Source organism: Bradyrhizobium hipponense (genome assembly GCF_008123965.1).
Classification (GTDB): domain Bacteria; phylum Pseudomonadota; class Alphaproteobacteria; order Rhizobiales; family Xanthobacteraceae; genus Bradyrhizobium; species Bradyrhizobium hipponense.
Map to the genome: position 1 here is coordinate 1 of NZ_VSTH01000027.1, position 20,512 is coordinate 20,512.

The following is a 20,512-nucleotide window of genomic DNA, read 5'->3' on the forward strand; positions in this document are numbered from 1 at the left end:
CACTCCCCATACAAGGATGAGGGACAGCGCGCGTGGCACAGTAGAACTCCCTCACGTCAGCCTGGCTGCGATCGCTGCATAGATCAGCTCGAGCTCTCGCCCCAGCGCCGCCAATTCATCATGGCCGTAGCGATCGAACAGCTGCGCGGGGGCTGGCCATCTCACCGTAACCGCATCGGCATCCTCCATGACGACGATCTTCAGCGGCGCCTCCAAGAGCGCGGCAGGGTCTGCGCCCAGCAGGCGAACCATGTAGTGTGGATGAAAGAATAGGATCTGGCGCGTGCGGGCGATGATATAGCCGCCACACTTGAGCAGCATCTGCGGATCGATTTCATGAATGATCCAGATATCCGCCTCGCGCAGTACGGTGCGGACGGTCTCGATGACCGTCTCAAATGGCGAGCTCGTAGCGATCGCGCGCTGGAACGCATGTCCGTCTCGCGGCCGAGCGCAGTTGACCTCGACCAATCCTGACGGCTCCTCGCTCATCGAAGCGCCTCCGCCGCAGCGGGACCGGACTTCATCGCGACCGCGTCGAGCACGCGCGCCGAATAGACCATCGCCGCCCCCGCGCCGAGGGCAACCGCGACCCCAAGCGCCTCGCAAATCTCGTCCGGCTCGGCCCCCTCCTTGAGCGCCGCTTGCGCATGCACGACGATGCAGCCGTCGCAGCGGGCCGTGACCGCGACGGCGAGCGCAATCAGCTCCCGCGTCTTCGCCGAAAGCTTCTGCGTCGTCTCGCCTGCCGAGCTCAGGGTCTTGTAGCCTCTGAGCGTATCCGGCGAGCCTTTGCCCAACTCGCCGATGCGGCCCAGCAGCTGCTTGTGATAGCCATCCCAATCGATCATCACGATCGAACTCCGTTGTTGGTGGAAGCGATGCTCCAGACAAGCGGAGTTGCCGCACAAAACAAACTGCCGATCCTTGTTTAGGTCTTATGCATTTTCGTCTGGGGACGATCGCCGGGGTCGAGACCGCGGGATTTCTTGCGGATGCCGGCGGCAAGGATTTGCGCAGCCGCCTGCACGCGGGGCGTGTCGCGAACCTCGGCGTGAATGCCCATCCAGATCTCGCGCGCCGGTATAGGCACGGGCGTCTTCACCAGACCAAGACCCGCCGTGTTGTCGCCGATGTAGCGCGGCAGGCAGGCAAGGCCGGCGCCGGCAAGCGCTGCATGTGCCTGTGCTTCGCGACTGTCCGTTCGCAGCACGGTGCTCGCGGCGTAGGCGATCTCTCCAAGCCAGGCGAGATCGGCAATCGCGTCCAGCTCGCTCCGCATCGCAATGATGGCATGACCCTTGAAGCCTGCCCCGAAGTCCGCCGCACGATGGCGGCTGAGATAGGCAGGCGCGGCGTAAAGGCCAAAGCCCACGCCACCGAGCCGCCGCTGGACCACCTCGCCTTGCTCGAAGCGAACGAAGCGAAACGCGATGTCGGCCTCGCCGCGCGCGAGATTAGCCCGGCGGGATTCTCCGAGCAGCTCGATGGTCATGCCGGGATGCGCCTCGGACAGTTCTGCACAGATGGCAGCCAGAACGCGCGCACAGAACCATTCCGCAGCGCTGACCCGAACGACCCCCTCGGCTCCCGCATCGCGCCCGGAGACCGTTCGCTCGATAGCCAGGGTCTCGGTCTCGATGCGCTCGAGCCTTTCCAGGATCGCAACACCGGACTCGGTGAGCGCGAGCGATCCGGGCAAGCGGCGAAAGATTTGCGTGCCAAGGCCGGCCTCGAACGCCGCGATGCGACGACCCACCGTGGGCTGCGTGGTCCGCAAATATCGCGCAGCCGCAGAGAGCGAGCCGTGCTTGGCGACCGCCAGCACAAATCGCAAATCGTCCCAGTTCAACGAACCCGCCGCAGTCTCCGGCTTGGATCCTCGGCTCGCATCCCGATCGAAACGGCGTTTCATTGACCAGCGGGCTCAGCCCTGCTCCCTTTCGATGATTCGACGTCTCACTAGCATACTTCACGAAATTCTCTTGACCGCGCCACCATAGCGTTTCCGCCGACCATCGCCTGCCCGCCGGTCGGGACAGCGGAATTGGTTCGCCGTTCTCAACGAGCGACGGGCCTCACTGTGCGGAGTGCACTGTCGCCGGAATCTCGGTTTGGCAGGACGCGCCGATGAAGGCGATCGGCACGGGCCTGCCGTCAACGGCTTTATCGATCACCGCAGAGCTGTTCTGATCGACGGCGCATGAGCGCCGTCGATCAAGCCGAGCCGCTTCGTCGTCAGGTCAGGCGGACCGACATGCCGCCATCAACCGTCATTGGGCTGCCGGTCATAAACGACGCCCGGTCACTCAGGAGAAAAACGGCCGCTTGCGCGATCTCCTTGGGACTGGCCATCCGCTTCATCGGGTGGAGCCCGGCGATCAAATTCAGGACGTCAGGATTTCCTTCGCCTCCCGCCGGGGTGACGGTCCCTCCAGGCAGAAGGGCGTTGACGCGAATGCCTTCGGCCGCGTGGTCGGAGCCCAGCGATTGAGCCAGGCCAATCAGTCCTGCCTTCGATGCTGCGTACGCAGCCATTCCCGGCATGCCCCCGTTGCTGAAGCCAACGAAGGACGAGGTAAAAACGATCGAGCCACCGCCCTGCTTCCGCAGTGCCGGGATTTGTGCCCTTGCGCCGAGGAAAGCCGAGGTGAGATTCACGGCAAGCACATCGGACCAATTTTCGACACTCATCTCGGGGACCGAGGTCATGTCGCCGACGAAGCCGGCATTGTTGAACGCGCCGTCGAGCTTTCCGAAGATTTTGACGGCGTGCTCTACGAGGCCAGCAGCGTATCCAATGTCCCGAACGTCGCCCGCGAGAAAAGTCGCGCGCCCTCCAGCACCTTTGATGCTTTCAACGATCGTTTGCAGATCGGTGGCGCGACGAGCCCCGAGCACCACATCGGCGCCTTCGGACGCGAACAGCGACGCCGCGGCAGCGCCGATACCGCTGCTGGCGCCGGTTATGATGATCGTCTTGTTTGCAAGTTCCACGGCGAGACCCTCCTGATGTCAAAAAGCAGCCGAACAAGACATCAGGCATCCGCCAGCCCGCCACCCGTTTCCTGAATCGAAACCGGGATCGCGATGCCCTCCTCCGCTTGAGCGCGATCGTCTAATCAAGCGGTTTCGGAAAATGTCGCAGGGATGCAATTTCGGCGCGAGAGTCTTGTTCGTTTCAACCCGAACCTGCCGGCGCCACGGCGTCGGTGCTGGCCCGAGGACGTGCCAGAAGACTAAATGCGGCGACGTGCGTGATCATCAGCAGCGGTACGTAAATGATCGGGATCGCATAGGCGGCGCCGAGCCACCCGGCGTGCTCGGGAAGGCCGACCTGGATGGCGTTGTAATAGTTTAGGACGAGGTCGACCGTTCCTACGACATTGAAGGCGGCGACGAACGGCCAGAACAGCAGGCGCACCCTCACTGTGAGAAGCGCCAACATGGCGAGCAGCCCGGTTGCAAAGTCACCCCAGGCAGCAGACACCGCGAAACCGGCCGGCAGGTCCGGACTGACGACACCGGGAAGAATGAAGACGAGCCCGAAGAAGCGGAAACTGTGCAGTGTGGCGATGGCGCGGTGCGCCTCGACTCTGTCCATCGACTTGAGCCAGGGCCAGACGTAGGCGCCAAAGCAAAGCAGCCAGGCGACATAGCCCAGGACGAGGTGTATCCGGAAGAGAGATTCCGTAGCCATTTTGGTCTCCGATCAGTTCACGACGTCGAGCGCCCGTCCCGACTTCGGCTTATCGCACATCGTCTTTTGGCCGGCCTGAGCGCGCGCCTCGCCCTTCGAGACGACCGCTCCGCAATCTCCTCAGGATGAGGCTAAGCGACATGGGCGCACACTGAAACTACTGCCGCGCACTCCATCCTCATCCTGAGGAGCCCGCAAAAGCGGGCGTCTCGAAGGATATACCGCAGCGAACCGTCGGCGGCTCCGACGGTGCAGTTGGCGCAAGCACAGGCGCGTCCGGGTTGCGGGCGCTCAGGGATTGGCCATGAGCAGGCGAAGTGGCAAAAGCGGGCCGACCGCGATGTACTCGTGGTCCATCAGGTCCTGCTTGGCCAATGGGAGGCCTTCCATGATCGTCTCCGCTTCGGCAACATCGCTAGTTGCGAGCAAGAGGACGACGCCGCGACCATCGCCGCGCGAATACCACTCACGGATCTTGCCACTGAGATAGAGCTGCACGGTCTGCCGGATTTCAGCCGGCATGACGGTCATGACCTGTTCGCGTGTGACGCCCGCTTTCACGGTCAGGATGACCATCACCCCGGTGGTTACGGGCGAGGTGGCTTGTGCTTGTTCCTGTTTTTGGGCTTGCGCAAAGGATTGATGGGCCATGGAAACGACTCCTATGAGAGTTAGGGTGACTGCCAGCGCGACGTTACGCACGGCTTTGATCCGGCTTGTTTGCTCGATCACGGCGATCACCTTTGCCTCGAGATCACGACGGCGTTGCGAACGTTGGGCTCGACATCAGCAACGCGCCCGATTTGTGCCCCGGTTGTAAGACCGCTTTCCGCGAGCGACTATCCGCGATAATGTCGACGGGTTATGAAGCGAAACTTCACAGTCCGGCGGGGCGCGCTCGACGGCGTCGAGGCGTTCCTGAGCGTTGCCCGGCACCGCAGCTTTCGCAAAGCGGCGGCGGAGCTCGGCGTGACGCCGTCGGCGATGAGCCAGGCGGTGCGGGCGCTCGAGCTTCGTGTCGGCGCCGCCCTTTTCATCCGCACCACGCGCAATGTTGGCCTGAGCGAAGCCGGCGAGCGATTCCACGCGCGGGCACGGCCGGCTTTCGAGGAGCTTATCGCCGCAAGCGATGTCGCCCGCGACCTCGGGCAGCGGCCCTCCGGATTGTTGCGCCTCACGGTGCCGCGGGCGGTCGTGCCGATCCTGCTGGAGCCGCTGATCGCATCCTTCTCCAAGGCCTATCCGGAGGTCGAGGTCGAGATCGCCGTCAGCGAGGGGCTGGTCGACCTCGCCGCCGGCGGATTCGACGCCGGCGTCCGGATGGGCCAGTTCATCGCGCCCGACATGATCGCGGTGCGGCTGGCGCCGCCGTTTCCGTTCGTGGTCGTCGGCAGCCCCAAATATCTGCGCCGGCGCGGCACGCCCGAGCAGATCGACGATCTGCGCCAGCATGCCTGCATCCGGATTCGCCGGTCGAACGGGACGATCGCACCGTGGTCCTTTGTCAGCGGCAACAAGCCGATCGAGGCGATCGTTTCAGGGCCGCTCATCGCCTACGACTTCCCGACCATGCTCGGTGCCGCCCTCGAAGGCATGGGACTTGCGCAAGTGCCCTCGCCGATCGCGACCGGGCCAGTGAAGGCGGGAAAACTCTTGCAGGTTTTGCAGCCGTTCGCGCCGATGACGCCGGGCGTGTTTCTCTACTATCCCAGCCGCCACCAGATGATGCCGAAACTGCGAGCCTTCGTCGATCACGTGAAGCACCGCTCCGCCACCAACCATGATGCCCGACTTCAACCGGACGACAGGCGGGCACGCAGCACGAAAAAGCGCTGAGGACGCGTATTGTGGAGCCCGCGTTTCTTGCGATCGGAAGGACAGGCCGCCGTCGGAGGGCGCTATTTCAGCGGCAGGAAAACGTCCGCGACCGTTTCGTGCTCCGGCACGTCCGGAAAGAAGCTCAGCCGCTGGCAATAGATCGGGAAGTCGCGCGCTTCCTCGCCGCTGGCCGGAAGCCAGTCGCGATAAAGGTAGAGCGCGGCGGGCTCCAGATTGTCGGTGTAGCCGACGACGCGCAGCACCGCGCAGCGTCCGCCGGGGATCTCGCCGACCTTGATCTCTTCGCCGTTCGCCTCGATCGGCCGGTCGGTCGCGCAATCGCGCCGGCCCGGGCTTCGTTCCAAGCGATCTCGCCGCGGAATATTACGGCCAACGCGCGTCGGCCGGCCTGCTGATTTCCGAGGCCACCCAGATCTCGCAGCAGGGACAGGGTTACCAGGACACGCCCGGCATCTACTCCCAGGCTCAGATCGACGGCTGGCGCACGGTCACGAACGCCGTTCACGCCAAGGGAGGGCGGATATTCCTGCAGCTCTGGCATGTGGGCCGGGTCTCCCACGTCGACCTGCAAGACAACGGCGCCGCGCCCGTGGCGCCCTCGCCGATCCGCGCCCGCACCAAGACGTTCGTCCACAACGCATTCGTTGACGTGTCGGAGCCCCGTGCGCTGACGCTCGACGAACTGCCGGGAAATCGTGAGCGACTTCCGGCAAGCGGCCGCGAATGCCATTGCGGCCGGCTTCGATGGCGTCGAGATTCATGGCGCCAATGGCTATTTGCTGGACCAATTCGCCAAGGACGACGCCAACGTCCGCACCGATGCCTACGGCGGATCGGTCGAGAACCGCGCCCGGCTGATGCTGGAGGTTACGGCTGCGGTCGTCGAGGAGATTGGCGGCGGGCGCACCGGAATCCGGATCTCGCCGATGTCGCCGGCCAATGGCGTTTCGAGCAGTGATCCTCAGGCACAGTTCGACTACATCGTCGATCAACTCGATGCCTTGGGCATCGTCTATATCCATGTCGTCGAGGGCGCCACGGGCGGACCGCGGAATGTCGCGCCATTCGACTTCGGATCGCTGCGACGGCGGTTCAACAACACGTACATTGCAAACAACGGCTACGACCTCGAACTCGCCGCTTCGTGCCTCTCGGAGGGCAAGGCGGACCTGTTTGCCTTCGGTCGACCTTTCATTGCCAATCCCGACCTCGTGGACAGACTGAAGACCAGCGCGAAGCTCGCGGAGTTCGATCCGGCGACGCTCTATGGCGGTGGCTCCGCCGGCTATACCGACTATCCCACCATTGCAGCCGCAAGCCGCCCTGAGAACAGCCGCCCTGAGAACAGACCATGATGAAGGCTTTCATCCTCGACAGATACAAGAAGAAGGATGCACTGCGCTTCGGCGACATGCCGGAGCCGACGTTGCGGGACGACGATGTTCTGGTCGAGATTCACGCGGCCGGGCTCAATGTTCTGGATTCCAAGATTCGGGATGGAGAGTTCAAGCTCATCCTGCCCTATCGACCGCCGTTTACCCTGGGGCACGACGTGGCCGGAACCGTGGTTCGGATCGGATCCAAAGTCCGTCGCTTCAAGCTGGGTGACGAGGTCTATGCCCGGCCGCGCGATGGCCGGATCGGGACGTTCGCGGAGTACATCACCGTCAACGAAGTCGACATGGCTTTGAAGCCGAAAACCCTCGGCATGGAGGAAGCGGCTTCCATCCCCCTCGTGGGCCTGACCGCCTGGCAGGCGCTGGTCGAGCTGGCCGAATTGAAGAAGGGGCAGAAAGTTCTCATCCATGCCGGCTCAGGCGGCGTGGGCACCCTCGCCATCCAGCTGGCGAAGCATCTCGGTGCGACGGTCGCGACGACGACGAGCACGGCGAATGTCGAACTCGTCAGGAGCCTCGGCGCCGATGTCATCATCGACTACAAGAAGCAGGACTTCGAGAAGGTCCTGTCCGGCTACGACGTGGCGTTGAACAGCCTCGGCGGCGACACGCTGCAAAATCGCTCAGCGTGTTGAAGCCCGGCGGCAAACTGATTTCCATCTCCGGCCCGCCGGACCCCGATTTCGCCAAAGACCAAGGACTGAACTGGTTGCTGCGTCAGGTTGTGCGCGTTCTGAGCTTCCGCATCCGAAGCAAGACCAAGCGCCGCCGCGTCAGCTATTCATTCCTGTTCATGCGCGCGAACGGCGATCAGCTGGGCCGGATCGCATCGCTGATCGAAGCCGGGATCATTCGCCCGGTCGTGGACCGGATCTTCCCGTTCGAAGCGACAAACGACGCCTTGGCCTACATCGACACGGGTCGCTCCAGGGGCAAGGTCGTCGTCAAGATCCGATAGGCGAAGAGTATGACCATGCTGCAAGCCGGCAAGGTAACCAATTGGATCGACACGCCAGAGGCCGGTGTGATGGGACGAGCGGCTTTATGGGCGGAGTTCGTGAGGCAGCGATGTTACTTGCTCCGCTGGATCGGACATTGGTGATGCGAGGAATTGCCGACGAATGAAAGTCGGCCTCGTGAAAGCTGGCCTTGCATCGCGGGATTCGGAGTTTTGTGCACTGTCACCGTAATTCCCGTAATTCGTAATTCCCGCAATTCCTGCCGGGCGTCAGTCGCGCGATATGGACAGCCCCGCGAGAAGCGGAGCGTACGCGGCGAGCCTGCGGGATATGAACTCCGTGAAGAGCCGGACGCGCTTCGTCTTGCGTGTCTCCCCCTGTGTGAGAAGCCAGAGCGTTCCGTACATGTGCAGGTCGGTGCCCGGCACCCTCACCAGCAGGGAGTCGGCATCTCCGACGAAGCACGGCAGTGTCGTGATCCCGAGCCCTTGCCGTACAGCAACGATCTGCGCCTCGGCGTCCGTGGTCCTGAATGGAACCCCCGTGGCGCGAACCTCACCTTCGCTGGCCCAATCCGGAATTCCATGAATGCTTATGACGATCCACCGGATGGGATCAGGCGCGCCCGCACGCCACGCGGCTAGTCGATCGCAGGACATGTAGACGCCGCCGAACAGCTCCGGTCCCTTCATGCCGTGAAGATTGAGCGGCAGGGTCTTGCGGTCGTAGACGACGCGGATCGCGACGTCGGCCTCTCGGTTGGTCAGATTTGCCAGCTCGCCGGACGACAAGATTTCCATCTCGATGTCCGGATGCAAACGCGCGAAATCGGCGAAGTCCGGCATGAGCAGGTGTGTCGCGAGGGGCGGAGCCAGCGTCACCCGCAGAAGCCCGCGCACGCTCTGGTCGCGCCCGAAGACGCGCGTCTCCAGCAGGTGCGACGACGCTTCCATCTGGTCCGCGAACTCGAGGACCTCCTCGCCCGCAGCCGTCAGGCGGTAGCCCGAAGGCAGCTTTTCGAACATGTGGACCCCGAGGCGCTCCTCGAGCTGGGCGATGCGTCGCAGCACGGTCGCGTGGTTCACACCGAGGCGCTCGGCGGCAGCCCGCACCGAGCCTCCGCGCGCGACGGCAAGAAAGTAGCGAACGTCATCCCAGTCGATCATGGTGCAATCCCGCACCGCGCGGTGCGCCTTCCAAAGCCCGTATCTAACGCCTCGTACAGCAGTACCGGCAGTCATCATAGCCCGTGCCGACAAGCACGGCCCAATTCCGAAACGGCGGGCACCGATCGTCGCGGCTGGCGTCAGTCGTCCGGCCGGAGCGATTTCGCACCACCGATGTGCGCGCTTCCGCACTCAACGCCTGACTGCGGCGGACCTATGTCGAGGTCCTCGGGGCGTCCCCGAACAACCAAAGACGGAGTCTGAAAAGAAGTCATGAGAAAGCTTGAGGGTAAGGTTGCAGTCATCACGGGTGGATCGAGCGGCATGGCGCTGGCGAGCGCGAAGCGGTTCGTTGAAGAAGGCGCCTATGTTTTCATCACGGGCCGGAGGCAGGAGGCGCTCGACGAGGCCGTCAAGCTGATTGGCCGGAACGTGACCGGCGTGCGCGGCGACGCGGCCAATCTCGACGACCTCGACCGTCTGTTCGACGCGGTCAAGCGCGAGAAGGGCAGGATCGACGTCCTGTACGCGAGCGCCGGCATGGGCGAAGCCGTCCCACTGGGCGAGATTACCGAGCAGCACTTCGATGCGACCTTCAACCTGAATGCGCGCGGCACGCTCTTTACGGTCCAGAAGGCGTTGCCGCTGTTTAGCGATGGCGGATCGATCTTCATGACCGGGTCAGTTGCTTCGATCAAAGGTTTTCCTGGTTACAGCGTGTATGCGGCGAGCAAGGCGACCTTGCACGCATTCGCACGCGGTTGGCTCAACGAACTGAAGGGCAGGAATATCCGGGTGAACGTGCTGCACCCGGGGCCGATCGCGACACCGATGCAGGACCAGGTTCTCACCGAGGAAGCGAAGCGGATGTTCGAATCCCTGATCCCGCGGGGAAAGATGGGGCGTCCTGAGGAAATTGCGGCGGTCGCGCTGTTTCTTGCTTCCGACGATTCAAGCTTCGTGAATGGGCTGGAGCTGTCTGTCGACGGCGGCTTCTCGGCCATCTGAACGGGCGGGGAATCAATATCAACACGGATCGGAGAAGCATGATGAACTACGCGATTGTAGGATTCGGTAAGATAGGCCAAGCCCTCGCCCACGCCTTCGCCCGTAAAAGCATCGACGTGGCCGTCGCGAGCCGCCGGCCGCCCGAGGCGTTGGCGCCGCAGGCGCGCGCAATTGGACCCAGGGTCGTCGCCAAGTCGCTGCGGGACGCACTCGAGGCCGACACGATCATCCTGGCGGTGCCGTTCGGGGAGCACCGCGAGGTTGCGAAGGCCCTGCCGAGCTGGAAAGGCAAGACGATCATCGACGCGATGAACGGGTTTGGAGAAGAGCTGGACGGTCTTCTGTCCTCCGCTGTCGTCGCGAAGGCGTTCACCGGCGCCAAGCTCGTGAAAGGCTTCAATCACCTGGGTGCGGCCAAACTGGCTGCCGATCCGGTCGTCGAGGGCGGCCACCGGGTCGTCTTTCTGTCGAGCGACGACGAGGACGCGACCGCTCCCGTGGCGGCCTTGGCCAAACAACTCGGGTTCGCGCCCGTCAAGCTCGGAAAGCTCAACGAGGGTGGCGCGCTGGTGCACGCACGCGGCCGCACCTGGGGCCAGCTCATCTTCCAGGATTTGTTCAGGAAGGAGCAGTAATCGATGTATGACCATGTGATTTGGCCCGAGCGATATGATCCGAAAACGTCGGCTATCTACGCACTCAACGACATTGACGTGAAGGCGCCGCCTGAAGTGGTCTGGAAGCTGCTCGTCGACGCCGAGAATTGGTCGAGCTACTTTCCCGCCGAAGATCAGGTCAGGATCCTGACCGGCGAGGCGGAGCTGGCGCTCGGAACCAAGTATAGTCGAGTCACCGTCGGATTCCCGATGAGCCTTATCGTGACCGAGTTCGAGCCCTTGCGCCGGCTCGCTTGGGCGACGACAGTCGACAGCGATGAGACCGGCTCGAGCGCATATCACGGCTGGGTCATCACGCTGACCAACGATGGCTGCCATGTCCTGACCGAGGAGACGCAACAGGGAGCCTGGTTTCTGGATTTGCTTGGGCACAAGCATCCCGGCGCGCTCTACCGCTATCACCAGGAGTGGGTCGAAAGCCTCGCCCGCGCAGCGGAGGCTGAAGCAAAGAAAGCGAGCTGACGCCCCTGCCCTGGCGCTGTCCACGCTTCAACGCTGCCTTCGTCCGGAAGCTGCCGGTACTCGACGGGGCGACAACCTGCGTCCAGCATGGATCGGTGGATCGATCGCCCAGTTCACCTATAATTTGGAGATGAAATAACATGAATATCGAACTCAAGGGCCGCAAGGCGATCGTTACGGGGTCAACGGCAGGCATCGGCCGTGCTACCGCGGAGGGACTGGCCTGTGCCGGCGCATCGGTCGTCATCAACGGCCGTGGAGAAGCCCGGGTCGACGAGGCGGTGCGGCAGATGCGGCAGGCCTTTCCCGGAAGCGACATCTCGGGCATCGCCGCCGATCTTGCGACAGCGGAGGGCGCCGAGGCCTTGATAGCGCAGGCGCCGGACGCCGATATCCTTGTGAACAACGTGGGCACGGCTCACATCCGAGACTACAGTGGCGTCGAGGACATCGCGAAGATCCCCGACGAGGACTGGCTTGGCCTCTTCCAGTTGAACGTCATGAGTGGCGTGCGCGTGACCCGTCATTACCTGCCGCGGATGGTGGCGAAAGGCTGGGGCCGCGTCGTGTTCGTAAGTAGCGAGTCCGCGGTCAACATCCCCAAGGAAATGCTCGACTACGGCATGACCAAGACCGCTCAACTCGCGGTCTCGCGCGGGCTCGCCGAGGCGGTCGCGGGCACGGGCGTCACCGTCAACGCCGTCCTGCCGGGACCTACCCGCTCTGAGATCCTGGGCGACTTCATGGCGAAGCAGGCTGACGCAAACGGGATCACGCAGCAGGAAGCCGAGCAGGGCTTCCTGAAGGCGATGCGTCCGAGCACCCTCATCCAACGCTTCGCGACCACCGATGAGGTGGCCAACATGATCATCTACACATGCTCGGAGCAGGCTTCGGCGACAACCGGCGCGGCTTTGCGGGTGGATGGCGGTGTGGTTCGTTTCGTCGCGTAGCTGCCGAGACGGTTATGGCGCCAATGGCGCCGACCAGCGGACGGTCGACGCCAGCGGCTGAGCGTCCCTTGAGTTTCTCCTGCCCGGTGTCTTCAGGCCGAATACTGGCCGTGACGTTCACCTGTTTCTCGACACAGCCTGCAACAGGTCGAGGAAGGCGCGCACGGCGGGATTGGCGCGCCGGCTTTCCGGCCAGACCGCCGACAGTGCACAAAACTCACCTTGAGTTTAGTGCACTGTCACCATAACTCCATCAACGCTACTACGCCATGCTGGAACAACCGCCATGGCGGCATAACTTAAACCAAATGGCCTCCGGCAAACCCGGGGCGGTTCAGATCGGCGACGGCGTCCCGTCTCTGTAATCGGTCCCAGCTCGGCGCGGGGATACGACCCCAATCAAGAATCGGTTTCGTCTTCGTCGCCATATTTCCAAGCCGGACCAGCCTCCGCACCGCTATTCAAAAGACCAACGCTTGGGTTCCCCCATGGTCTAATCGACCAAAGCATTGAAGTCATGTCGGTCGGAAAGATTGACTTTCCTAATCGCACCGTTGTTCCCAGGTCAAACTCTAAAATAGTATGGTCGGCTTGACGAGCAGCGGACAGCAATCTCTGTCCGTCCAAGTGGAAGAATATCATCTCATCCACAAGGTCCTGGCTTGACTCCCAATTGACTGAGTTAGCTTTCGTGAAAATCGACCACTGCGAGTCGGAAATAAATAGAGACAAGTCTCCCTTGATCGAGATTAGCCTACGACTTAGCATTTTCTGAACAAGGGGGCTTGCACTCTCACTTGCCTGCCTGGGTTCGCGAACTACCCGATGTGGCTCACCAAACTGCATCGTGAGAGAGGTACCAATGCCCCTTCGAACCGACCATGCGAATTGGCCAACAAGTAGATACAGGAGGTCGTCGATCCTTTTAAGATCTGGCATAGGTTGATCCTACAATATTTTTCCCGCCTTAACGTCCTTTGCAATCTCAACCATATCTTTGAAGCTTAGCTTTTTGCCATTAATTTCCTCTACACGCTGAATTTCGTCGTGAAACACCTCCATTTGATCTCTATTTAGCCCGGGATTACGGGGACAGTGCACAAAACTCACCTTGAGTTTTATGCACTGTCACCGCAACTCCTAGCGGCTTCTCCGATACTGCCTATTGCTTGAAGCAATGCTCGCGATGCCATTTTAGGAAATGCGGATGTGGACGATCGGATATCCGTGGCGGCGCAAGTGCGTGCCCCGTATTATTGATGATCGATCGCGCTCCATCCGGATCGTTGGTGTGGCGCGAGATCAATATCTCTAGATTGTCCGCCAAGCTGATGAGGCCGCGATCGAACATCCAATGCGCGGTGCCAGAAAGAGCGATGCCATTGCTGATGATGTCGGGCCCGTGTGCCTCGACTGGTCGTATGTGAGCGGCTGCGACCTCTGCACGGCCCATTCCATTGATGAGCTTTAGCCCGGTAATAGCGCAACGCTCATCATAAGCCCGGAGCACGATGCGGCGGAAAACTCGGTCACGCAGGATTCTCGACACCGTCAGGTTAACACGTTCGCGCTGTTGGTCGAAGTTGAATGGCGTCTGCTCCTCGTTAAGATCGAGTGATCGGAAGTCCTCGTCGCGCCGCGGCAGCAGCGGCGCATTCTCAGCCAAGCCGAATTCGCATATTCTATTGAAATCGTCGAGAGAGATTGGTCGGACCGCCGACTGAGCACGTCCTGAAATTCGACCCTGCTCGTTTAAGACGCCGCGCTCCACAGGGCCCGAGGGACTGTTGAAAGGAACTGGATTGGCGAAATCGAGATAGCTGCCCGGCTCAATCAAAGCAACGTACATCCCCGGCGTGCCGGGATCGGGAATAACTTGCTGAACCTTCGCAATCGCAAAGTAGCCGCGCGTTTCGGCTACTTTGCTCGGTTCATAGTAGATGATCCAGTTTCCGACGCAGGCTTCAACGCGACGCAAGTACTGACTCGGAAACTGATAGCGTTCAGCCGGGCTGTCATCGTAGATCGAGTCCGATCGATGGATGAATACCCCAAACCCCATGGCTAATGCGACGCCGCCTCTCTGGGATGAAAACAGCTAATGAGTGACGACCTACCGTAGCAATTCCCTACTCCCACTCGATCGTCCCAGGCGGCTTGCTCGTCACGTCGTACACCACCCTATTCACGCCCTTCACCTCGTTGATGATGCGCGTGGCCGTCTCGCCCAGGAATTTCATGTCGAACTGGTAGAAGTCCGCGGTCATGCCGTCGGTGGAGGTGACGGCGCGCAGGCCGACTACGAAGTCGTAGGTGCGGCCGTCGCCCATGACGCCGACCGTCTTCACCGGAAGCAGCACGGCAAAGGCCTGCCAGATCTCGTCGTAGAGGCCTGCTTTCCGGATCTGATCGATGTAGACGGCGTCGGCCTTGCGCAGGATCTCGAGCTTGTCGCGGGTGATCTCGCCGGGGCAGCGGATGGCAAGGCCCGGGCCCGGGAACGGGTGGCGGCCGACGAAGATCTCGGGCAAGCCGAGTTCGCGCCCGAGCTTGCGCACCTCATCCTTGAACAGCTCGCGCAGGGGCTCGACCAGCTTCATGTTCATGCGCTCGGGCAGTCCGCCGACATTGTGGTGCGACTTGATCGTCACCGAGGGGCCGCCGGTGAAGGAGACGCTCTCGATCACATCGGGATAGAGCGTGCCCTGCGCCAGGAAATCGGCGCCGCCGATCTTCTTGGCCTCCTCTTCGAACACCTCGATGAAGAGGCGGCCGATGGTCTTGCGCTTGGTTTCGGGATCGGTGACGCCTTCGAGCTCGCCCAAAAACTGCTTCGAAGCATCCACGTGCACGAGCGGGATGTTGTAGTGGTGGCGGAACAGATCGACCACCGTCTTGGCCTCGTCGAGGCGGAGCATGCCGTGATCGACGAAGACGCAGGTGAGCTGGTCGCCGATGGCTTCGTGAATCAAGACGGCCGCGACCGCGGAATCGACGCCGCCGGAGAGGCCGCAGAGCACCTTGCCCTTGCCGACTTGGCTGCGGATCTTCTGGATCTCCTCCTCACGGAAAGCGCGCATGGTCCAGTCACCGCTAAGGCCTGCGATCTTGCGCACGAAATTGCGGATCAGTTTTGCGCCGTCGGGCGTGTGCACCACTTCGGGGTGGAACATCAGGCCGTAATATTTGCGCGTCTCGTCCTGGATGATCGCGAACGGCGCATTCGGCGAAGTGCCGGCGACGGAAAAGCCCGGCGGCATTTTCGTGATGCGATCGCCATGGCTCATCCAGACCTGGTTCTTGCCGCCGGGCGACCAGACGTCCTCGAACAGCTTGCTCGGCGCCTTCACCTCGACATCGGCGCGGCCGAATTCGCGGTGATGGCCGCCCTCGACGGTGCCGCCGAGCTGCTCCGCCATGGTCATCTGGCCGTAGCAGATGCCCATCACCGGCACCCCCGATGCGAAGATCGCTTGCGGCGCGCGGGGCGAGCCGGCCTCATGCACCGACTCCGGGCCACCGGAGAGAATCACCGCTTTCGGCTTCATCTCCAGAAAGGCCTGTTCGGCCTTGTTGAACGGGACGATCTCGCAATAGACGCCGTCCTCGCGCACGCGCCGCGCGATCAGCTGCGTCACCTGGCTGCCGAAATCGACGATGAGAATCTTGTCATGCGCCGAGGGCGTCGACGCGGAGCGGTCGTGCTGTGCTGCTGTCATGGCAAGCAAATACGCGACCATGCCCCGGGCCGCAACCGCGCGCCGACGCGCGCCCACATTCTTCTTTGGGCATGGACAAACGGATATAGGTAAGTATCATTGACCTAATAAAGACAAGGGCCCGATCAGGGAGGAAGCCATGCCACAGCACCATCAGCCATCAGAGCTCGCCGCGCTCGGCCGGACCTGGGTCGAGGCCTGGAATGCGCGCGACCTCGAACGCGTGCTCACGCTTTACGACGACGACGCCGAGATGACCTCGGACCGCATTCCCGTGATGGGGTTTGACGCCAGCGGCACGGTGCGCGGCAAGAACGCGTTGCGGGCCTATTGGGGCAAGGCGCTCGGGCTGTTGCCGGACCTGCATTTTTCGCTGATCGATGTGTTCGTCAGCCCGGACAGCGTGGTGGTGTTTTACGAGAACGAGCGGGGCAAGCGCATTTGCGAGTATTTGCGGGTGAATGCGGCCGGGCTGATCGTGCAGGGTTCGGCGAACCATTTGCCGCATTGAGGGCTCGTTGTAGTACTGGGACCGCCCGCCACATCCTCCGCTGTCATTCCCCGCGAAGGCGGGGGAATCCAGTACCCCGCGGCTTCTGATTGAATCATGGACGTCTCGGGGTACTGGATCGCCCGATCAAGTCGGGCGATGACAGCGAGAGTGCGGCGCCGTGCCTTAAGCTTGCAATGACGGAGACTGGGGCGACCGGGTGCGATAACAACACACACCACCGGCACAGACACAGGACCCACCGCCATGAAACTCCCCGCCTCCCCCTTCACGGTCACCGACTGGAGCAAGGTGGAACCGACGCTGCATCCCGGCGAGACCGGCGAGGCCAAATGGCGCACGCTGAACGTCGGCGATCTCCGGGTGCGGATGGTGGAGTATTCGCCCGGCTATCTCGCTGATCACTGGTGCGACCGCGGCCACGTGCTCTACGTGCTCCAGGGCGAGCTCGACAGCGAGCTGCGCGACGGGCGCAAGTTCAAGCTGACGGCGGGAATGAGCTACCAGGTCTCCGATTTCGGCGACGCCGCGCATCGCTCCTCGACGGCCGTGGGGGCGACGCTGTTCATCGTGGATTGAGGGCATTCGAGCAGGCGGTGTGCACCGCAAAATAGCAAAGTCCGCTGGCCTCGCGACCAGCGCGTGCCGTCTTGAAGTTGCCCCAATAATTCGCTATATTGTGATCATCGATCCTTGGCCGAACGACTGGGCCGCTCCGCCTCATTTCCAATGGGTGAGCACGTTTCAGGTATTTCTCCAAAATCGACCAAATGGGACGACGGGCGCAAAACATAGCGCACTAGTCCCCCTGAATGCATCCTCAATGAAGGGAAATGACTATGGCAATGGGCACAGTGAAGTGGTTCAACAACCAAAAGGGTTTTGGTTTCATCCAGCCGGACAACGGCGACAAGGACGTTTTCGTCCACATCAGCGCAGTTGAGCGCGCTGGTCTGAGCACCCTCAACGAGGGTCAGAAGGTTTCCTTCGACATCGTCGCGGACCGCCGCAGCGGCAAGTCCTCGGCTGACAACCTCCGCGCCGGCTAGTCCGCCGCGCACCTCGCAGTCCGACCGCGGACGTACCGGCCAGATCGCAGGAACCTCGAAGCCCCGTCACCGGCCTCCGGTGGCGGGGCTTTCGTTTGGGCGGGATGGTGTTGTCTCGGCGACGGGCGCGACGCTGTTCGTAGGGTGGTCATTCCGGGGCGCCCGGAGAGCGAGCTATGATGCGCAATTGCGCATCTGAGAATCCATTCCACGGCCGTCTCTGCGGCTCGATGGATTCCGGGCCCGATGCTTCGCATCGCCCCGGAATGACGGAGGGAGTTCAGGATGTCTTCTTCAGCACCGACACGAAGAACCCATCCGTGCCGGTTCGGCGCGGCGTCATCAGCCAGCCTTCATCCGACCGAAGCGCGGCTTGCGCAAAATCCTCGGCCTTATCCCAGAGCACGCCGGCGGTCTGCTCGGGCGGGACAACGGCAAATTCGGGATGGCGAGCGACGAATGCCCTCACCTGCTCGCCATTCTCCTCAGACAGGACCGAGCAGGTGATGTAGGCGATGCGGCCGCCTGGCTTCACCAGCGGCACGGCGCGCTCCAGCACCTCGGCCTGGTCCTTGAGGCGCATCTCCAGCGCGCCCGGGCGCATGCGCCATTTGGCGTCGGGGTTGCGCCGCCAGGTTCCGGTTCCCGTGCAGGGCGCATCGATGACGACGAGGTCGGCCGAGGCATGGATGTCCTGGAGCGGATCGGCTTCGCCCTTGGGCGTGCGGACATCGGCGTTGTGGACGCCGGCGCGCGACAGCCGCTCGTGGATCGGCGCCAGTTGCCGCTTGTCGCTGTCGGTCGCGATCAGGCGACCCTTGCCCTGCATCATGGCGGCGAGCGCCAGCGTCTTGCCGCCGGCCCCCGCACAGAGATCGATCACCTGCTCGCCGGGCTTTGCCGCGGTGAGGCTGGCCGCAAGCTGCGATCCCTCGTCCTGCACTTCAACGCCGCCCTTGATGAAATCCTCTTCGGCCTGAATCCCGGGATTGCGCGCATCGGCCGAAAGCGCAATGCGCAGGCCGGTTGCCGACCACGGCGTCGGTTCCGCATGAAGATGAGCAAGCGCCCGCAGCACCTGGTCGCGGTTGGATTTTAGGGTGTTGACGCGCAAATCGAGCGGGGCCCGGCTCGCCATTGCGGCGGCCTCCGCCGCGCGGTCCTCGCCGAACGCTTTTGCCAGATACGGATCGAGCCATTGCGGATAGTCGCCGGCGATCGCGGCGGGTGCGCCCCTGAGGGAACGGGAGGCGAGCGCCGCCTGCTCGGCCTCCGTCAGCGGCGCCGGCGCGAACCGGCTGCCGTCGAACAAAGCCGCCATGGTCGCCGTGTCCATGTTGCGCTCGAGGCGGAGCATACCGATCAGCCGCGCCCGCGCCGTGTCGGCGTCCATCAGATACGCGCTCGAGGCATAGCGGCGCAGCACGTCCCAGACCAGGCCGGCAATGGCCGCACGGTCGCCGGAACCCGCGAAGCGGTGCGCAGTGCCCCACTCCTTCAGCGCCTTGGCCGCAGGCACGCGGTCTTTTTCGATGGTGTCGATCAGCTCGATGGCCGCGGACAGCCGGGCAGCGGGGGTCATTTGAGTCTTTCAGGTCAGGATTGGTTGTTTTTGCGCATGATCTTGTCGGAAAACCGGTATCCACTTTTCCGGATCATGCGCGCGCCTACAACAGCAACAGTATCTTCAGCGCGAAGTAGATCCACATCGCCAGCAGCACAAGCACACCCGCGAGCCACACCGTGGAGCGCCGGCCAAGATCGTTCGAGGAGACGAAGATTCCGGCATGGGCAAAACGCGTCACCACGAACACCCAGGACATCAGCACGATGAAGACGTCGGCATGGCGGAGCGGCAGCGCCAGCGCGATCAGGGCGTAGAACAGCACCGGCAGCTCGAACTGGTTGCGGTAGCAATTGGCATATTGTGTGGCGTCCTTCGGCCAGTTCGGCTCGCCCAGCGCAATGTCACGGATCCTGGTTTCGCCCGAGACCAGCGAGCGGCGGCGCGCCAGCACCATTCCTATCAGCAGCGCGAAGGTGAGCCCGATCTGGACGAAGACCGGCAGCAAAACCATTTGAACGGACATCGGAATCTTCCCGGCAGGCGAAAGACTTCCGACCGTCATTAGCCGCGACCATTGACGCTGACAATCAAGCAGTTGAACCGGCCGTTCCCATGCGGCTTTGACGTCATCGTTCGGTCTTCGTGACCGGGTTATGCTCGCAGCATGTCCGAATTTCGCCTCACGCAGATTTCCGACACCCATCTCGGCCGGCGCTTTCCCGGCCTGATCGCCAACTTCCACCGCGTCGGCGAGCACATCGATGCCTCAAGGCCCGATCTCGTCGTCAACACCGGCGACGTCTCGTTCAACGGGCCGACCAGCCGCGACGATGTCGAATTCGCCAAGAGCCTGCACGACGCGCTGCCCGTCGCCTGCCGCTACCTGCCGGGCAATCACGACATCGGCGATAATCCCACCGCGATCGGGCCCGCGCCCACCCCTCCGGTCGCCGAACCGCATCGCCGGCAATTCTGCACTCTGATAGGCGAAGACCATTGGTCGTTCGAGGCCGCAGGCTGGTGCTTCATCGGCCTCAACTCGCTGGTGATGAATTCAGGGCTGGCCTTCGAGGCCGAGCAGTTCGACTGGCTGGCCTCCGAAATCTCGCGCGCGAACGGCAGGCCGGTCGCGCTGTTCCTGCACAAGCCGCTGTTTCTCAACCTGCCCGACGATCCCGAAACGCCGGAGACATCGATCCGCTACGTGCCGCAGCCGGCGCGGGCACGCCTGGTCGAGATGTTTTCGCGCGTCGATCTGCGCCTCATCGCCAGCGGTCACGTGCACCAGCGGCGCGATTTCACGTTCCGTCACACGCGGCACATCTGGGCGCCGTCGGCCGGCTTCGTCATCAACGACGAGCACCAGGACCGAGTCGCGATCAAGGAAACGGGTCTCGTCGAGTACCACTTCCAGCCCGACAGTCTCGAGGTCCGCCACGTCCGGGCTCCTGGCCAGGTCGATGTCGATATCGAGGAGCTGCTCGCGCAGATGGGTGCGCACTAGC

At 62.6% G+C, this 20,512-nt stretch carries 20 protein-coding genes and 3 pseudogenes; 11 read left to right on the plus strand and 12 right to left on the minus strand.

The window, feature by feature from the left end:
• Nucleotides 1-51 precede the first annotated feature (51 nt).
• The 6 genes from FXV83_RS09340 to FXV83_RS43950 all read right to left on the minus strand — a co-directional run bounded on the left by FXV83_RS09340 (nucleotide 52) and on the right by FXV83_RS43950 (nucleotide 4,441).
• A complete protein-coding gene (locus tag FXV83_RS09340) occupies nucleotides 52-492 on the minus strand; it encodes a DUF302 domain-containing protein (RefSeq protein WP_148738893.1) in 441 nt (146 codons plus the stop codon).
• On the minus strand, nucleotides 489-851 hold the full coding sequence (locus FXV83_RS09345; protein ID WP_148738938.1) for a carboxymuconolactone decarboxylase family protein: 363 nt from the start codon (nucleotides 849-851) through the stop codon (nucleotides 489-491). Before FXV83_RS09345 ends, FXV83_RS09340 begins: the two co-directional genes overlap by 4 nt.
• An 80-nt stretch (nucleotides 852-931) precedes the next feature.
• A complete protein-coding gene (locus FXV83_RS09350; RefSeq protein ID WP_187435781.1) occupies nucleotides 932-1,852 on the minus strand; it encodes a LysR family transcriptional regulator in 921 nt (306 codons plus the stop codon).
• A gap of 386 nt (nucleotides 1,853-2,238) precedes the next feature.
• Nucleotides 2,239-2,997, minus strand: a complete 759-nt coding sequence (locus FXV83_RS09355; protein WP_148738895.1) for an SDR family oxidoreductase — start codon at nucleotides 2,995-2,997, stop codon at nucleotides 2,239-2,241.
• Nucleotides 2,998-3,181: 184 nt separating this feature from the next.
• Nucleotides 3,182-3,700, minus strand: coding sequence for a hypothetical protein (locus FXV83_RS09360; RefSeq protein WP_148738896.1), 519 nt, complete (start codon nucleotides 3,698-3,700; stop codon nucleotides 3,182-3,184).
• A 291-nt stretch (nucleotides 3,701-3,991) separates the two neighbouring features.
• Entirely contained in the window at nucleotides 3,992-4,441 is a 450-nt protein-coding gene (locus FXV83_RS43950; protein WP_235939353.1) for a hypothetical protein, read from the minus strand.
• A gap of 123 nt (nucleotides 4,442-4,564) precedes the next feature.
• Here FXV83_RS43950 and FXV83_RS09370 point away from each other — a divergent pair, with 123 nt between their 5' ends.
• Complete coding sequence (locus FXV83_RS09370; protein WP_148738897.1) at nucleotides 4,565-5,536, plus strand: LysR family transcriptional regulator; 972 nt, start codon at nucleotides 4,565-4,567, stop codon at nucleotides 5,534-5,536.
• 62 nt (nucleotides 5,537-5,598) lie between these two features.
• On the opposite strand, the pseudogene FXV83_RS09375 reads toward FXV83_RS09370, so the two are convergent.
• Nucleotides 5,599-5,850, minus strand: a pseudogene (locus FXV83_RS09375) (AraC family transcriptional regulator); the annotation flags it as partial.
• Between FXV83_RS09375 and FXV83_RS09380 the strand changes: the two are divergent.
• Nucleotides 5,850-6,894 (plus strand): annotated as a pseudogene (locus FXV83_RS09380) (alkene reductase); the annotation flags it as partial. The pseudogenes FXV83_RS09375 and FXV83_RS09380 sit on opposite strands and share 1 nt — an antisense overlap.
• Nucleotides 6,894-7,894, plus strand: a pseudogene (locus FXV83_RS09385) (NADP-dependent oxidoreductase). The pseudogenes FXV83_RS09380 and FXV83_RS09385, both read left to right, overlap by 1 nt.
• 270 nt (nucleotides 7,895-8,164) lie before the next feature.
• On the opposite strand, the gene FXV83_RS09390 reads toward FXV83_RS09385, so the two are convergent.
• A complete protein-coding gene (locus FXV83_RS09390; RefSeq protein ID WP_148738898.1) occupies nucleotides 8,165-9,061 on the minus strand; it encodes a LysR family transcriptional regulator in 897 nt (298 codons plus the stop codon).
• A 273-nt stretch (nucleotides 9,062-9,334) separates the two neighbouring features.
• On the opposite strand from FXV83_RS09390, the gene FXV83_RS09395 reads away from it, so the two are divergent.
• From FXV83_RS09395 to FXV83_RS09410, 4 genes are all read left to right on the plus strand, one after another.
• A complete protein-coding gene (locus tag FXV83_RS09395; RefSeq protein ID WP_148738899.1) occupies nucleotides 9,335-10,069 on the plus strand; it encodes an SDR family NAD(P)-dependent oxidoreductase in 735 nt (244 codons plus the stop codon).
• Between the two features lie 41 nt (nucleotides 10,070-10,110).
• A complete protein-coding gene (locus FXV83_RS09400; RefSeq protein WP_187435782.1) occupies nucleotides 10,111-10,704 on the plus strand; it encodes an NADPH-dependent F420 reductase in 594 nt (197 codons plus the stop codon).
• A gap of 3 nt (nucleotides 10,705-10,707) precedes the next feature.
• A complete protein-coding gene (locus FXV83_RS09405) occupies nucleotides 10,708-11,208 on the plus strand; it encodes an SRPBCC domain-containing protein (protein WP_148738901.1) in 501 nt (166 codons plus the stop codon).
• Nucleotides 11,209-11,348: 140 nt separating this feature from the next.
• Nucleotides 11,349-12,161 carry an SDR family NAD(P)-dependent oxidoreductase gene (locus FXV83_RS09410; protein WP_148738902.1) on the plus strand — a complete coding sequence of 271 codons (813 nt, stop codon included), beginning with the start codon at nucleotides 11,349-11,351 and terminating at the stop codon, nucleotides 12,159-12,161.
• 1,162 nt (nucleotides 12,162-13,323) lie between these two features.
• Here the strand turns inward: FXV83_RS09410 and FXV83_RS09415 are convergent.
• Together FXV83_RS09415 and guaA are read right to left on the minus strand one after the other, a co-directional pair.
• The gene (locus FXV83_RS09415; protein WP_148738903.1) at nucleotides 13,324-14,223 is read right to left on the minus strand and encodes an HNH endonuclease; all 900 of its coding nucleotides are present in this window, start codon (nucleotides 14,221-14,223) and stop codon (nucleotides 13,324-13,326) included.
• 67 nt (nucleotides 14,224-14,290) lie between these two features.
• Complete coding sequence (guaA, locus tag FXV83_RS09420) at nucleotides 14,291-15,880, minus strand: glutamine-hydrolyzing GMP synthase (protein WP_187435784.1); 1,590 nt, start codon at nucleotides 15,878-15,880, stop codon at nucleotides 14,291-14,293.
• 139 nt (nucleotides 15,881-16,019) lie between these two features.
• On the opposite strand from guaA, the gene FXV83_RS09425 reads away from it, so the two are divergent.
• The 3 genes from FXV83_RS09425 (at nucleotide 16,020) to FXV83_RS09435 (ending at nucleotide 17,440) form a co-directional block, all read left to right on the plus strand.
• Nucleotides 16,020-16,391, plus strand: a complete 372-nt coding sequence (locus FXV83_RS09425; RefSeq protein WP_148738905.1) for a nuclear transport factor 2 family protein — start codon at nucleotides 16,020-16,022, stop codon at nucleotides 16,389-16,391.
• 246 nt (nucleotides 16,392-16,637) lie between these two features.
• Nucleotides 16,638-16,970 carry a DHCW motif cupin fold protein gene (locus FXV83_RS09430; RefSeq protein WP_148738906.1) on the plus strand — a complete coding sequence of 111 codons (333 nt, stop codon included), beginning with the start codon at nucleotides 16,638-16,640 and terminating at the stop codon, nucleotides 16,968-16,970.
• Between the two features lie 260 nt (nucleotides 16,971-17,230).
• Nucleotides 17,231-17,440: a cold-shock protein gene (locus FXV83_RS09435; protein ID WP_045000506.1), complete on the plus strand. Its 210-nt coding sequence runs from the start codon at nucleotides 17,231-17,233 to the stop codon at nucleotides 17,438-17,440.
• A 280-nt stretch (nucleotides 17,441-17,720) separates the two neighbouring features.
• Here FXV83_RS09435 and FXV83_RS09440 read toward each other — a convergent pair whose 3' ends face one another.
• Both FXV83_RS09440 and FXV83_RS09445 read right to left on the minus strand, forming a co-directional pair.
• Nucleotides 17,721-19,022: an RsmB/NOP family class I SAM-dependent RNA methyltransferase gene (locus tag FXV83_RS09440; protein ID WP_148738907.1), complete on the minus strand. Its 1,302-nt coding sequence runs from the start codon at nucleotides 19,020-19,022 to the stop codon at nucleotides 17,721-17,723.
• Between the two features lie 85 nt (nucleotides 19,023-19,107).
• On the minus strand, nucleotides 19,108-19,530 hold the full coding sequence (locus FXV83_RS09445) for an MAPEG family protein (RefSeq protein WP_148738908.1): 423 nt from the start codon (nucleotides 19,528-19,530) through the stop codon (nucleotides 19,108-19,110).
• Between the two features lie 141 nt (nucleotides 19,531-19,671).
• On the opposite strand from FXV83_RS09445, the gene FXV83_RS09450 reads away from it, so the two are divergent.
• Nucleotides 19,672-20,511 (plus strand): metallophosphoesterase family protein, encoded by an 840-nt coding sequence (locus FXV83_RS09450; protein WP_148738909.1) that lies wholly within the window; start codon nucleotides 19,672-19,674, stop codon nucleotides 20,509-20,511.
• The last annotated feature ends 1 nt before the right edge of the window (nucleotide 20,512 follow it).

Coding starts and splice junctions, on each gene's coding strand:
- FXV83_RS09415 (WP_148738903.1), bottom strand. CDS start 14,223: ATGGGGTTTGGGGTATTCATCCATCGATCGGACTCGATCTACGATGAC.
- FXV83_RS09390 (WP_148738898.1), bottom strand. CDS start 9,061: ATGATCGACTGGGATGACGTTCGCTACTTTCTTGCCGTCGCGCGCGGA.
- FXV83_RS09360 (WP_148738896.1), bottom strand. CDS start 3,700: ATGGCTACGGAATCTCTCTTCCGGATACACCTCGTCCTGGGCTATGTC.
- guaA (WP_187435784.1), bottom strand. CDS start 15,880: ATGACAGCAGCACAGCACGACCGCTCCGCGTCGACGCCCTCGGCGCAT.
- FXV83_RS09450 (WP_148738909.1), top strand. CDS start 19,672: ATGTCCGAATTTCGCCTCACGCAGATTTCCGACACCCATCTCGGCCGG.
- FXV83_RS09370 (WP_148738897.1), top strand. CDS start 4,565: ATGAAGCGAAACTTCACAGTCCGGCGGGGCGCGCTCGACGGCGTCGAG.
- FXV83_RS09395 (WP_148738899.1), top strand. CDS start 9,335: ATGAGAAAGCTTGAGGGTAAGGTTGCAGTCATCACGGGTGGATCGAGC.
- FXV83_RS09425 (WP_148738905.1), top strand. CDS start 16,020: ATGCCACAGCACCATCAGCCATCAGAGCTCGCCGCGCTCGGCCGGACC.
- FXV83_RS09345 (WP_148738938.1), bottom strand. CDS start 851: ATGATCGATTGGGATGGCTATCACAAGCAGCTGCTGGGCCGCATCGGC.
- FXV83_RS09435 (WP_045000506.1), top strand. CDS start 17,231: ATGGCAATGGGCACAGTGAAGTGGTTCAACAACCAAAAGGGTTTTGGT.
- FXV83_RS09410 (WP_148738902.1), top strand. CDS start 11,349: ATGAATATCGAACTCAAGGGCCGCAAGGCGATCGTTACGGGGTCAACG.
- FXV83_RS09405 (WP_148738901.1), top strand. CDS start 10,708: ATGTATGACCATGTGATTTGGCCCGAGCGATATGATCCGAAAACGTCG.
- FXV83_RS09440 (WP_148738907.1), bottom strand. CDS start 19,022: ATGACCCCCGCTGCCCGGCTGTCCGCGGCCATCGAGCTGATCGACACC.
- FXV83_RS09430 (WP_148738906.1), top strand. CDS start 16,638: ATGAAACTCCCCGCCTCCCCCTTCACGGTCACCGACTGGAGCAAGGTG.
- FXV83_RS09445 (WP_148738908.1), bottom strand. CDS start 19,530: ATGTCCGTTCAAATGGTTTTGCTGCCGGTCTTCGTCCAGATCGGGCTC.
- FXV83_RS09400 (WP_187435782.1), top strand. CDS start 10,111: ATGAACTACGCGATTGTAGGATTCGGTAAGATAGGCCAAGCCCTCGCC.
- FXV83_RS09340 (WP_148738893.1), bottom strand. CDS start 492: ATGAGCGAGGAGCCGTCAGGATTGGTCGAGGTCAACTGCGCTCGGCCG.